The 12,538-nt window shown below is 58.1% G+C and carries 11 protein-coding genes; 4 read left to right on the top strand and 7 right to left on the bottom strand.

Features of this window, described 5'->3' with window-relative positions:
- The first annotated feature begins 18 nt into the window (after window positions 1-18).
- Window positions 19-1,098 (top strand): hypothetical protein, encoded by a 1,080-nt coding sequence (locus tag D3878_RS00375; RefSeq protein WP_119783667.1) that lies wholly within the window; start codon window positions 19-21, stop codon window positions 1,096-1,098.
- Window positions 1,095-2,792: a single-stranded-DNA-specific exonuclease RecJ gene (recJ, locus tag D3878_RS00370; RefSeq protein ID WP_119783666.1), complete on the top strand. Its 1,698-nt coding sequence runs from the start codon at window positions 1,095-1,097 to the stop codon at window positions 2,790-2,792. The genes D3878_RS00375 and recJ overlap by 4 nt, the downstream gene beginning before the upstream one ends.
- A 26-nt stretch (window positions 2,793-2,818) precedes the next feature.
- Here recJ and D3878_RS00365 read toward each other — a convergent pair whose 3' ends face one another.
- The 7 genes from D3878_RS00365 to D3878_RS00335 form a co-directional block, all read right to left on the bottom strand.
- The gene (locus D3878_RS00365) at window positions 2,819-3,328 is read right to left on the bottom strand and encodes a type II toxin-antitoxin system YhaV family toxin (RefSeq protein WP_119783665.1); all 510 of its coding nucleotides are present in this window, start codon (window positions 3,326-3,328) and stop codon (window positions 2,819-2,821) included.
- The gene (locus D3878_RS00360; RefSeq protein ID WP_119783664.1) at window positions 3,325-3,654 is read right to left on the bottom strand and encodes a type II toxin-antitoxin system PrlF family antitoxin; all 330 of its coding nucleotides are present in this window, start codon (window positions 3,652-3,654) and stop codon (window positions 3,325-3,327) included. The genes D3878_RS00365 and D3878_RS00360 overlap by 4 nt, the downstream gene beginning before the upstream one ends.
- Before the next feature lie 151 nt (window positions 3,655-3,805).
- On the bottom strand, window positions 3,806-4,615 hold the full coding sequence (locus D3878_RS00355) for a hypothetical protein (RefSeq protein ID WP_119783663.1): 810 nt from the start codon (window positions 4,613-4,615) through the stop codon (window positions 3,806-3,808).
- A gap of 192 nt (window positions 4,616-4,807) precedes the next feature.
- Entirely contained in the window at window positions 4,808-5,071 is a 264-nt protein-coding gene (locus tag D3878_RS00350) for a PAAR domain-containing protein (RefSeq protein ID WP_119783662.1), read from the bottom strand.
- A 2-nt stretch (window positions 5,072-5,073) separates the two neighbouring features.
- Window positions 5,074-6,111: a T6SS immunity protein Tli4 family protein gene (locus tag D3878_RS00345; protein WP_147383845.1), complete on the bottom strand. Its 1,038-nt coding sequence runs from the start codon at window positions 6,109-6,111 to the stop codon at window positions 5,074-5,076.
- Window positions 6,108-7,784 (bottom strand): lipase family alpha/beta hydrolase, encoded by a 1,677-nt coding sequence (locus tag D3878_RS00340; RefSeq protein WP_119783660.1) that lies wholly within the window; start codon window positions 7,782-7,784, stop codon window positions 6,108-6,110. The genes D3878_RS00345 and D3878_RS00340 overlap by 4 nt, the downstream gene beginning before the upstream one ends.
- A 2-nt stretch (window positions 7,785-7,786) precedes the next feature.
- On the bottom strand, window positions 7,787-10,531 hold the full coding sequence (locus D3878_RS00335; protein ID WP_233556182.1) for a type VI secretion system Vgr family protein: 2,745 nt from the start codon (window positions 10,529-10,531) through the stop codon (window positions 7,787-7,789).
- Between the two features lie 370 nt (window positions 10,532-10,901).
- Between D3878_RS00335 and D3878_RS24535 the strand changes: the two genes are divergently transcribed.
- Together D3878_RS24535 and D3878_RS00330 are read left to right on the top strand one after the other, a co-directional pair.
- Window positions 10,902-11,033, top strand: a complete 132-nt coding sequence (locus D3878_RS24535) for a hypothetical protein (RefSeq protein WP_274381889.1) — start codon at window positions 10,902-10,904, stop codon at window positions 11,031-11,033.
- A gap of 51 nt (window positions 11,034-11,084) precedes the next feature.
- Window positions 11,085-12,443 carry a Fic family protein gene (locus D3878_RS00330; protein WP_119783659.1) on the top strand — a complete coding sequence of 453 codons (1,359 nt, stop codon included), beginning with the start codon at window positions 11,085-11,087 and terminating at the stop codon, window positions 12,441-12,443.
- The last annotated feature ends 95 nt before the right edge of the window (window positions 12,444-12,538 follow it).

Raw genomic sequence — 12,538 nt, 5'->3', positions numbered from 1 at the left:
ACATTCTATAATCATGGCATGAGTCAACTCGATATCCTGCTGCCGTTCGGCTTGCCGCCGCCCGATCTAGCCAAAGATTTATTGCGACAATGCAAAACTCCAGCGCTGGCAATGCTGCTGGCCCGCGCCAAAGCCCCGCAAACCGAATGCTTCGACCCGTTCGCGCGCGCCCTGCCGCATGAAACCTGGCTGGCACGCAAGCTGCTGCCCGGCAACCTGTTACCAGAAAGCAGTCCGCCGCTGGCCGATGCCCTGATGCGCCTGCACGGCCTGCAAGCCGAATCCGGCACCTGGTTCGTGCTGCAACCGGTGCATTTCCACATCGCCCGCGACCACCTGGTGCTGACCGACCTGCGGCAACTGGCGCTGGACGAGACCGAGTCGCGCGCCCTGTTCGACGCCGCGCAACCGCTGCTCGAGGAAAGCGGCAAGACCCTGGTGTATGGCGACGCCAGCACCTGGTTCCTGCAAGCCGACGACTGGCAGGACCTGCATACCGCCACCCCGGACGCCGCCTGCGGCCGCAATATCGATATCTGGCTGCCGCAAGGTGCGCAGGAGCGCGCCTGGCGCAAGCTGCAAAACGAAGTGCAGATGCACTGGCACATGCATGAAGTCAATGCGGCCCGCGAAGCGCGCGGCGCCCGGCCGGTCAATTCGCTATGGCTGTGGGGCGGCGCCAGCCTGCCGCAGGCGGCGGCGAATGGCGCGCTGCCGGCGCCCTACACCGACGTCTTCAAACTCAGCGGCTGGATCGAAGCGCTTGGCGCCGCTGCCGGCGCCACCAACGCCACCAACAAAAGGCAGGACGATTGCCATGCCATCGACGTGGTCCTGGCCGCGCCGCAGCGCGGCCTGCTGCTGCTCGACGCCTTGCTGGCGCCCGCGCTCGCCACCGACTGGGGCAGCTGGCTGCAGGAATTGCAAATGCTAGAAGCCGCCTGGTTCGCGCCGCTGTTGTCCGCGCTGCAAGGCGGCCGGCTGCAGCAAATGAACCTCATCCTCTCTCACAACACCGGCCTGGCCGAATTCAGCGTGCGCAAGGCTTCGCTGCGCAAATTCTGGACCAAACCCGGCCTGAACCGACTGCTGCCATGACCCGCATCGCCATCCGTCCCTGCAATTTCCGCACCGCTGAAATGCTGCGCCAGAGCGGCATCCACCCGGTGCTGGCGCGTCTGTTCGCATCGCGCGGCCTGACCGACGCCCGCGAACTGGCGAGCGAACTGAGCTCCCTGATCCCGCCGGCCAGCCTGACCCACGTGGAAGCGGCCGCCGTCTATCTTGCCGACGCCATCGGCGCCGGCAAGAAGCTGGTGATCGTCGCCGACTACGACTGCGACGGCGCCACCGCCTGCGCCGTCGCCCTGCGCGGCCTGCGCATGCTGGGCGCAAAAGTCGACTATATCGTCCCCAACCGCTTCGAATACGGCTATGGCCTGACGCCGGAAATCGTCGCACTGACCGTGCGCGAAAAGTCGCCCGACGTCATCGTCACGGTGGATAACGGCATCGCCAGCATCGATGGCGTGGCCGAGGCCAATCGCCGCGGCATCGACGTGGTCGTCACCGACCACCACCTGCCGGGCGACAAGTTGCCGGACGCGCGCGTGATCGTCAACCCCAACCAGCCAAACTGCGGCTTCACCAGCAAGAACCTGGCCGGCGTGGGCGTGATGTTTTATGTATTGCTGGCGCTGCGCGCCGAGATGCGCAAACGCGGCGCCTTCGATGCCGCCAGCCAGCCGCGCCTGGACGCCCTGCTCGACCTGGTGGCGCTGGGAACCGTCGCCGACGTCGTCAAGCTCGACGCCAACAACCGCATCCTGGTGGCGCAAGGCCTGAAGCGCATGCGCGCCGGCCGCATGCAGCCCGGCATTGCCGCGCTGTTCCGCGCCGCCGGCCGCGAAGCGCGGCGCGCCTCGCCCTTCGACCTCGGCTTTGGCCTCGGTCCACGCCTGAACGCTGCCGGCCGTCTGGCCGACATGTCGCTCGGCATCGAATGCCTGACCACCGACGACGAAGGCCGCGCCTGGGCCATCGCCCACGAACTCGACACCATCAATCGCGACCGCCGCGAAATCGAGTCCGGCATGCAGGATACCGCCATGGCGCTGCTGGACGACTTCGACCCGGCCAGCCGCGCCACCATCACCGTGTTCGACGAAAGCTGGCACCAGGGCGTGATCGGCATCGTCGCCTCGCGCCTGAAAGACAAGTTCTACCGCCCCACCATCACCTTCGCGCCGGCCGGCGACGGCGTCAACATCAAGGGCTCGGGCCGCTCGATCGCCGGCTTCCATTTGCGCGACGCGCTCGACCTGGTGTCCAAGCGCGCCCCCAGCCTGATCGAGAAATTCGGCGGCCACGCCATGGCCGCCGGACTCACCATCCGCGCCGACAGCCTCGATGCGTTTACGCACGCCTTCGAGGATGTCGGCCGCGAATGGCTCAGCGGCAGCGCACTCGAGCGCGTAATCGACACCGATGGCGCACTGGAAGACGCCTACTTCACGCCGCACTTCGTCAGCCTGCTGGATGAACAGGTGTGGGGCCAGGGCTTCGGTGCGCCGGTGTTTTGCGACAGCTTCCGGGTAGTCAACCAGCGCGTGCTGAAGGAAAAGCACCTGAAGCTGTTGCTGGAAAAGGATGGCCGGCGTTACGACGCCATCTGGTTCGGGCATGCGGATGCCTTGCCGGAGAAGGCGGTGGTGGCATTCCGGCTGGATAACAATGAATATAATGGGGTGACCAAGGTGCAGTTGCTGGTGGAGCATGCACAGGGGGAGTGAAACATTGGGGGCGGGCGCAGTACGGCTTATGAATTGGCGGACTGAGAAAGCGGCGAGGGTGAATTTTCCTTCAAAGATCGCGACTCAGCCAGCAGCCGATCCCATTCATCCGGCGGATGGCCGCTTTCCAGCATCCTGCGAAACACCCGGTAAGCGTCATCGCTGCTCTCGTAGGCACGCTTCGTATCCTCGTCATTGACCCAGGCGAAGACAATTACCTTGCTTGATGCGTGGTAGCGGAAGAAGAGACGGTACTGCTGAAAAAATTTAGCACGGAACCAATGCTTGTGTTCCTCGCCAAGGGCGTTTCCCTGCCGGTATTCCGGCCGCGCCGGATCCTGCGGAATCACCTCGAACGCCAACCTGGAAATCGCGGCAAGCCGCTTGCTGACATTTTTCTTCATATATCCGGCCGGGTCTTTTTGCTTGAGCGCCTCAACTTGCCGTGTCAGCGCACCAAGTTGCGCGAGAAACAGGGGATGGGCAAAGATCGCCCAGCCATTGACGACCAAAGGCGCGGGCTTGCCGCCCCTCATTCATCGTCTGCCGACAGGGGGGCATCGAAATCGACCTCGATATCGCCAACCAGCGACTGAAGGCGCAGCACCAGGCTGGCATCAACTGCCTGCACGCGCTCCGGATGGCTGACGATGTCACGGGCAAGGAAGCCCAGGAATTGTCCAAGCACAGGGTCGTCTGCCTCGAATGCGGCGGCTCGCGTCAGCACGACTTCGCCACCGGAGCGAATGGAGTAATGAATCCTGTCCCGTTTGCCCAACCGGAGGGCGCGGCGCACAGTCTCCGGCACCGTGGTCTGGTAACGGTCGGTCAGGGTAGATTCAACTTCGAGAGTGGTAACCATGGGGGGCTCCGGACAAATGGGAGAGAATACCCGACATGGTAATGCGATCGCATTACCATGTCAATGCAATTGCATTACCAAGGCCGCGTTGCGCCTGCGGCGAATACGGCACAATTCTCCGCATTAAATGCGGAGAATGCCCGCATGGCTACTATTGCCCTCCACGCGCCTCCGCCAGCGCAATGGTCAAGTGCTGCACCTTCTTTTTCAACTGATCGCGCTCTTCGGCAAGTTCCGCCACCTGCAGCTTCAGGCGATGAATTTCAAGTTGTTCTGGCGTAGCATCGCTGGGTGGGGCTTCGACTTCCGGCTTGGGCGGCAACCTGCTCTCGCGCACCTGCCGCGCCACCTGGCGCAGTTCCTTCTTGCCGCCGGCAACCGCCGCCACCTGCTTCTCGCTCGGCAGGGAAGCGACGACAGCGGCAGCATTGATCGAAATATCGCCTGATTTGACTGCGTTGACCAGTTCGGGCGTCGCCGTTTTCTGGATTTTTTCGATCTGTCCCAGCGTCGCGCTGCTCACCCGGGCTGCGCGCGCAATGCCCTCGCGTGTCAACGGTGGCGCAACTGGCGGCTTCGCGGCAGTATCTGCACCGTCTGGCCTGGCGGGTGGCTGCTGGGCTTGTGCCTCTGCCAGGCGCGCCGAGACGATTTCTTTCTTGCGCAACGCCAGCACGCCGCGTTGAAAATCCGACACGCTGCGCCGCCCGAGATGATTGTCGATCATCCACAGGTGCACATCGTCGATGGACTTGAATGTTTCGTTCTGCATGGTATTGAAAGGGATGCCGTGCTTCTGGCAGATGCCGTAGCGGTTGTGGCCGTCCACCAGCAGGTCGCCCCATAGCACCAGGGCATCGCGGCAGCCTTCCGCCAGCAGGCTGCGCTCCAGCGAAGCATATTCGTCTTCGGTCAGCGGGTCGATATAGGCACGGAGGTCTTCGTTGATGGTGATGGTCATGGTTCAGGCAAATAAAAACGATAGGCCGGAAGTGTACACACCACTGCGATTCTACGCATTACTGTAATCCTTGCCCAACCTCGATGACGCCAAATGCGCGCACCGCGAGCTTACTGTCGAAAATATCTGCCGCATGCAGGCGATGCTGACCGAGCGCCATGCACAGGCCTGGACAACTTGCCTGGACGCGAATCAGCCCTTGCCGGATGTTGGAATGGTCGAAATCAGGGAGGCACCACAGGACGTTTTGTGGCCATGGAAGGCCACCGGTATGCCGTCGATCGTCACGGTTGGATCGCCTTCCGCGACAACACATCCCGAGTGGCCTTTTCGGGGGCAGGTGCAGGCATCGCCGACACGCGCCACCGGGATGCCGTTGACGGTTTTTGTCGGCGCGCCGGCGACGACCGTGCCGCCATGGCTGGTGGGATCGCCGACGCGAATGACACCTTTCATGCTCAGACCGCTCCTGGCCGCGGGCGGATCGTGCTAGTGACTGCATCCCACAGCAGCAGAGCTTCGGCCTCGGTCATCTTTACAGGTTCTCTCTTGTTTCCCACTTGACTCCCTGTCAAACGCATGCCAACAGAAATGCGCGATTCCGAAATGGAATTCGGCTTACCTACAATGTCGAGTTCAAAAGAGTATTCATGGGTATCGCCGGGTGGCAGACGGGTAAGCCATTCCTGAGCTTCCATGCCATTGATCATCCGGCGACCTTTTCTAATGGTTTTAATTTGGGTAATAAATCCGCCAAGGTCTTTGATGATATTTGCTTCACGGTCAATAATTCCTGGGTCAACCTTGTCACCATTAACGTTGGTGCTGAATCCGAAATAAAGTTCAGGAAATTCCGGCAGCGTGAATCCACTAGAATAGTACTCGCCCTTCTTGTGCTGCGTTGTAATGATGGCGCCATCCATACAAAATCCTGGGCCAGTAGGAATCTCGTTATTGGCACGCGGCTTCAGGTGGGGAATGAGATTCTGCAGGTTCTGAGAGAACGCCTCAAGCTCGGGCTTCTCCGATCCATGAGCCTCCACCTTAAAAAGGATATTCTCTTTCTTTACTAGACCGAGCGTTTTGAATACGATGCCGAAGTCATCATCATAGTAGGCAATGAATCTAGCATCGTCCGATATAGTTTCGGCATGCACCAGTCTGGGCGCGTTTTCCAAGGTACGTTGCGCTGCATAGCTTTCCTTGATACTGGTAGCGTACGCCTGAAAATGTGGCATGGTTTTTTCGTGCCGCCCTACAGAAATATTAGCAAATCCAAATTCGTAAGTCCCCTTTCCGCCCTCCTTACTCTGCTGCGGGATGTCGACCAAAAACCGGCCGTAACATTGCTTCTTCATGTTTTGGGTATACGGTTCCATATTTTTTTTCTCTTGGGCGTTTGCGGTGGCTGAAAAAGTATTAATGCGAAATAGTACTGTCGTAACAACGGCGAGTACGCCGAAGATAATCAACACATTCCTTGAAATTTTCGTCATGCAAGAACCCTAACTCTACGAGCGATTTTTAAAATGGAGTGCAGTGTAGCCAGCTGAAAATGGCTGTTTCGGTAGGCGGGCTCATGTTCAATTCCGGTCAACGCATAAGACTTCAAACTACCGGCATTAGCCGCCGATCCTGAACATGTAGGGACTGTGCCATCTCCACCGCTATCCTTACCGGATAATTCAAAATTCCACATCATCTTACCTTGCACCATGCTTATTCCACCATTTCCATCGTCGTTCGTAACACGCAATTCATTCAGCATCTTTGCTTTGGATAAATCGGTTGGTACCTTGTTCGAAAACGGATTGTCCATGCGGTAAGCATGATCTATACGATAAGCGCCTTCGCACTCCCATCGCACATTACCCCAAGTCCTCTCGTCACTATCGTCGTCACCACAACCATACAGCGAATAGGTAACAGGGTGATACTTTCCCTTTAAAAGTTCAGGCGGCGCCAGTTTATTATGGAACTTTCTGGCTGTTTCAACGTTGCCTGCATAATCAGCCCAACCGCGGTGCGTACTGACGCCAGCCGGATTAATCAGCTCCTCGCGCATCAGCGACCACCATTCGCCTCGCTTGAGGTAAATCTCGTCATAGGGGTTTTTGTCAGCTGCCGGTACTGCATGCAGCTTTTTGAAGTTCTTGCCAGTATTGACGCCTAGCTGAAGCCACTCTGACGGATAAGTGTGACTGGGTAATAACTGCAATGCTCCAGGCGCATTGGCAAACACTGCACTGACTGCTTCTGCATTCCTGCCCAGCACCAACTGCGCGGTTCCTTCGCTGCCGGCTCGAACACGTTTATATGCAACGCCAGCGCCAGTAGCGGGCATGACACCATGCACAATGCCAGCAATCTTGTCCTGCATGCCTAGCAATTCAGAACAAGCCCGGGCTACCAATCCGCCCATTGAGTGGGTGACCAAAATCACCTTTTCACATTTTCTTGAAGGACCATTATTTACCTTGATGACATGAGCGATGCGCTTTTGTAAGATTTTTGCAGATTCAAAATTGGACTGTAGCCAGTTATAACCACATGCATAAACAGGGAAACTGATTTTTGTAGCGTGATCGACATCGTCCTTCTCTGTTTTGATAAAACCGCCACTTACAGGTCCCCAATCTTTCGTGAAATTTTTATCAATCAATGGCTTTTGCGTAAAAAGGATGCCTCGCTTGGTGTTCAGTGCGTCTGAAAGCCAGACCAAAAACTCTTCGTAACTTCCGGCGCCGACCTCGCCCCAGAATCGATTGTTGCGAATGGCACTTGCATCTCCAATGGCATCCATGCTGTCTGGCACATCGCCGCCTGCATAAACTCGGGTATTGGCTGGATCAAGGAGCCTCTGACGCTCGGCCGGATTGAGGGAAGTCCAGTCCCACGCCATACCGCCACCACTATTGAATACCCACACAGGTGCGCCAGCGCTTTTTTTACCCACAGCATTAATCAATGCGAGGTTGGAGCCCATGATGCCTGGGACAAAAATAATGGGAAGGACTGTGGTCGGCCTGACCGTAATGACAACCGGATCATTTAAATTCCGGTTCGTCAAAGACCATCGAACGACATCGCTTCCGGTTCCTTCATCCTTGACTTCAACAAGACGCAACGGGTCTGATCTCTCATCTTTATAAGGAATGTGATCGCTCATAATTATCCCAAAATCCTGATTTCAATCTGTTCATTCAATAAGCTCTGTTGCTGCTCAATCTGCCCCTGCTCATTGGTCACGCCGCGAATAATTGAGCCATCACCGCGCTTGATTTCATACTTGCGGTTGGCCACCGGATCGCCCAGCATGTCAGCCAGCACGAACCGATCATTGAACTCAAGCGCCCCTTCCGAGAACTTCTGCATCTCCCGCGAGGCACTGGAAGGCCCCGCCCAGGCATGCTGGCTGGCCTTGACAGTAAAGGTCCCCGGGCAGCCAAGCTCGATGTTGCCGCCTTCGATCTTGATGTACCCGCCACCGCAAACCAGCATGATGCGCTTGTCAGCGGCAATGGTGACCTCGCCACTGCTGGCGCTTACCCGGACATCCTTTTGCGCAGCCAGGTTGATGCTGTCCCGATGAGACTGGATATCGACATCTTCGCGATGCGCAATCAGCTTGACGCCCTGGCGATGCGCAAAAAGGGAAATTCCTTTGCCGGCATTGACGTTGAAGTTTTCACCGGCCGTCAGCTGGACGTTTTGCTGCGCCACCAGGTCTTGGTGCTTGCCACTGTAGGTAACGGAGGAATACGGCGTCGCAAATGCAAAGCCGCCTGACGCATACAGCGCCATGAGAGGATCACCGCCAGTCCCGCCTTGCGGATCGGTATTGTTGCCCTGCTCGGCTTTTTCCAGACGCTGGTTGATCTTGCCGTGCGCTTCCACGTCGAACGGCAATGCATGGTGTTCTGCCGCATACTTGCCCAGCTCTTCAAGCAATCCATGCGAGCTTTCCAGCGCGGTAAGCATCACCTGACGTTCCAGCTGCCTGCCCTGCGCTTCCTGCATGGCTTGTGTGGACAACAGCATCAGTTTGGCGGAGCGCAGCGCCAGCGCCCCATCCGTGCGCAACTCTGCGCCCTCCCCTCTCGGCGCGCCCGCGCCATCGACGCGCGGCTGTGTCAGATAGCCAAGGTTCAGTTGCGTATGGCCATGCTCGGAAGCGAGCTGGGCACTGATCTGGCCGGGCGTATCGTCCAGCCGCAACTGGTTGTAGCGGCGACCGCGCACCTCTTTGCTCTTGATGCCCGAGACATACCGATTCTCCGGCAAGGTTCCGGTATGCGTAAAGTTTGGCGGGGGCGCTTTGCCGTTATAGACCTGGCCGACGATGATGGGTTTGTCTGGATCGCCGCCCAGAAAATCCACCAGCACCTCGTCACCGATCCTTGGCAGGGTGAAGCTGCCCCATTGACTGCTTGCCCAGGTACTGGCCACCCGCACCCATGCCGAGTCGCGGCCGGAATTGCTGGCACCGGCACCTTGGGCGTGCTCATGGTTGGATGCGCGCGTGCCGGGAAACCGGATCTTGACCCGGCCATACTCGTCGCAGTGCACCTCTTCGTCTGCGGGTCCCACCACAATGGCGCTCTGGATTCGCGTCCGCGGCAAATCGATGGCAGGATCGAATGCCGGCACAATCGGTATGCCCCGGCGCACACAGGAAAAACGGTTGGTGTAGCGCGCACCCCGCTCGGCGCTGGCCTTGCCCAGCGCACCGGGAAAGTCCTGCAGCCACCCCGCTTCACGCGAGAACAGGCGCTGCGCATGGTCAGCAATCTCCTTGGGCAGATTGTTATCGGCATCCACCTCGATACTGGTAATGACGAACTCTCGCTCATGTGGCGCATGACCATCAATGTCCGGATGACCAGCCAGTCCTATCCATTGCCCCACGCACAGGTCACGCACGCTGCCTTCGCCATGAAAACACTTGGATTCAAGCTCATGGCGGAGCATGCGCAATTCGCCCAGACGATCATAATCATCGCTGTTTTCAGCGACGTGGGGAACATCGATCGCATAGTCTTCCAGACTGGCCGCCATCTGGTCGCCGGCGCTGCCCTGATGCATCCGGGACGGCGCTGAAGTCTCCATCAATCCAGCTTTGGCATAATCCCAGCTATGGCGGGTAACGACGCCAGGGCGCAGGGAACGCATGGCATTCCAGCTGGTGACCGTATCGCGCTGTTCCGTGCTGCTATCCTGATGGTAGCGAACGGTGCCGGCGGCATTCTGCTGATAGGCCTCCGTATTGTCAGCCAGCACAAGGGTATGCGATGGAAAATCGCTGGACCCAGGTTCTGCGGATTTGCCAGGCCGGATAAACCATGCAATGCCCTGTCGCTTCCAGAGCCGCCGCAGAAACTGGCTGTCAGATTCATTATGCTGCATCGTGAATTCACGGGCAGGATAAGTTCCGGAAAGGCAGTTCCAGTCAATATCAAATGCATTGGCCAGGATCGGACTGGTTTGCTTCCACTCGTCCAGAATAACTTTGGAAATATCCAGTTCATTCAGGTTGCGAAACACGCGGGTATTGACGCGCTGTTCCATCAAAGCCAGGGCGTCGCGAATGACCAGTTGATACGATGCCAGCCCGCCATCATGGTGTCCGGCAAAAGCCTGGCTGATCAAGCCGCACACGGAGCGCAAGGCGCCCCTATCCGTGACGAACTGGATTTCCACCGGGATTGCCATGAAGTCCTTGAGCGGCAGGTCGCCGCGAGCAGACACGCACAACAAGCGATACTCAAGTCCGCCATTGATGGTTTCCGTGCCGGACACGTGCTTGATCAGAAGCATGTCCTCCAGGACACCATCTGCATGAGATAGACGCAATCGAATGGGACGATTGGTTTCGGTCAATCCTGACCTGGCCAGCATGATGTCTTTGAGATCCATGGCATCCTTTAGCGACGCGTTCGTTTTAATGTCGAGAGTTAAGAGCAAATGTTGATCAATTTGCAACAAGGCATGCTACGCCAAAATTGCATATTAGACAACCAAAATTGCTATAGGAAAGTTACGCGCGCTCAAGAACGAGCATTTGAAGGTGTTGCTGGTGGAGCACGCACAAGGGAACAGGTAGTTTGAAACCCAGCGCCGACATCACCTTGAAATGGCCGAGGTCGTGAAATCCAAGGTTGCAGCCGGCGAGTACCCCACTGAAAGCAGACCCATCAAGAGCCGTTACCGTCGATCAGGTGCGCTCCAGACTCGCCGCCGAACACAAGAAAGCCACTGCTGGCAAAAAAACCCCTGCCAAAGCGTAATGACTTATGCCCTCATTTTCACGCTGGAAGCAGAAGAACTTGCTGAAAAAGGATGGACGCCGCTACGACGGCAATTTGGCGCAGTTCAAGGAAATCAGCCTAAATCGCGCCAAAATTTTGGCGCGATTTAGAAAATCAGGCCATAATCGCGCCATTATCGATAAAATCGCGCCACCCTCTCCATGTCAGCCATCGACAAACTCCTGCAAAATATTCAGGCAGCGCCTGCCGGGCTATCGCTCGCCGAGTTGCTGCCGCTGCATCCCGGCTTGGCCCGCAGAACGGCACAGCGCCTGATCAGTCGTTTGCTTGCTGAAGGAAAAATAAGGCCTGGCGGCGCGGGTCGTGCCCGCCGCTATTTTGCAACGCACACATCGCCTGAAATTACGTCGGGCTCCGGGGGCGATGCTTTCCCGAATTTCATTCCCCTTTCCGCCGACAGCCGGGACATTCTTGCCTACATCGATCAGCCGCACGAGGCGCGCACGCCGGTTGGCTACCAGCGCGAATTTCTCGACGCCTATCAACCCAACGACACCTGGTATCTGTCCGCGCCACTGCGACGGCAACTGCATAAAATCGGGAAAACGCCGCAGACCGAGGCGCCGGCAGGCACATACAGCCGCGCCATCCTGAACCGGTTGCTGATCGATCTGTCCTGGGCGTCGAGTCACCTGGAGGGAAATACCTATTCCCGGATCGATACCCGCGAACTCATCGAACACGGCAAGGCGGCGCAAGGCAAGGCGACCATCGAAACGCAGATGATCCTGAACCACAAGACAGCAATCGAACTGCTGGTCGGCAACATCGACACCGCCGAATTCAACCGCTACACGGTGATGAACCTGCACAGCGCGCTGGCGGAAAACCTGCTGCCCAATCCGGCCGACGAAGGCCGGATCCGCCAGCATGCCGTGGATATCGGCAAGAGCGTCTATCGGCCGCTGTCGACGCCCCAGCAACTCGACGACCTGTTGGATATACTGCTTGAAAAGGCCAACCGAATCGTCGACCCGTTCGAACAATCCTTCTTCATGATGGTGCATCTGCCGTATTTGCAGCCTTTTGCCGACATCAACAAACGTACTTCGCGGCTCGCCGCCAATCTGCCGCTTTTTCGCGCCAACCTGTGCCCGCTGACCTTCCTCGATGTGCCGGAGCAGGCCTACAGCCGCGCCATCCTCGGCGTGTATGAATTGACCAGGGTGGAACTATTGCGCGACCTGTACGTCTGGGCCTATGAACGCTCGGCGCAGGAATATCGGGCCATCAGGCAGGAGTTGGCGGAACCCGATCCGCTTCGCCTTGCCTGGCGGGATCTCATCAAGCAAACGATCCGGGAAGTGGTGACGCAACCGGGAGGCGATGCGCTCGCCATCATCCGGCGCGCCGTGGACACCACTGTGCCCGAGGCCGAGCGTGGCAGCATGCAGGCATTGATCGTGGAAGAGTTGCGGCGATTGCACGAGGGCGTGCTGGCGCGTTACGGGCTGAGACCGTCCGAGTTTGCGGCATGGAAGGAGAATCAATTCAAGTGAGCGCGGCACGCATGCGTCGTGCGCAGCAGCGAGATTCCGCCGGCTATGAAAACGGCGGGATTCTGCATCCAGGAAGTGGCCGTGCATTTGCTCGG

The organism is Noviherbaspirillum sedimenti, assembly GCF_003590835.1.
GTDB classification, from domain to species: domain Bacteria; phylum Pseudomonadota; class Gammaproteobacteria; order Burkholderiales; family Burkholderiaceae_D; genus Paucimonas; species Paucimonas sedimenti.
The sequence above is the reverse complement of the archived record's forward strand: the minus strand, read 5'-3'. Positions and strand labels throughout refer to the sequence as shown.

Bases quoted from the DNA above. Each gene is read 5' to 3' on its own strand.
- D3878_RS00375 (WP_119783667.1), top strand. From the start codon at position 19: ATGAGTCAACTCGATATCCTGCTGCCGTTCGGCTTGCCGCCGCCCGAT.
- recJ (WP_119783666.1), top strand. From the start codon at position 1,095: ATGACCCGCATCGCCATCCGTCCCTGCAATTTCCGCACCGCTGAAATG.
- D3878_RS00365 (WP_119783665.1), bottom strand. From the start codon at position 3,328: ATGAGGGGCGGCAAGCCCGCGCCTTTGGTCGTCAATGGCTGGGCGATC.
- D3878_RS00360 (WP_119783664.1), bottom strand. From the start codon at position 3,654: ATGGTTACCACTCTCGAAGTTGAATCTACCCTGACCGACCGTTACCAG.
- D3878_RS00355 (WP_119783663.1), bottom strand. From the start codon at position 4,615: ATGACCATCACCATCAACGAAGACCTCCGTGCCTATATCGACCCGCTG.
- D3878_RS00350 (WP_119783662.1), bottom strand. From the start codon at position 5,071: ATGAAAGGTGTCATTCGCGTCGGCGATCCCACCAGCCATGGCGGCACG.
- D3878_RS00345 (WP_147383845.1), bottom strand. From the start codon at position 6,111: ATGACGAAAATTTCAAGGAATGTGTTGATTATCTTCGGCGTACTCGCC.
- D3878_RS00340 (WP_119783660.1), bottom strand. From the start codon at position 7,784: ATGAGCGATCACATTCCTTATAAAGATGAGAGATCAGACCCGTTGCGT.
- D3878_RS00335 (WP_233556182.1), bottom strand. From the start codon at position 10,531: ATGGATCTCAAAGACATCATGCTGGCCAGGTCAGGATTGACCGAAACC.
- D3878_RS24535 (WP_274381889.1), top strand. From the start codon at position 10,902: ATGACTTATGCCCTCATTTTCACGCTGGAAGCAGAAGAACTTGCTGAA.
- D3878_RS00330 (WP_119783659.1), top strand. From the start codon at position 11,085: ATGTCAGCCATCGACAAACTCCTGCAAAATATTCAGGCAGCGCCTGCC.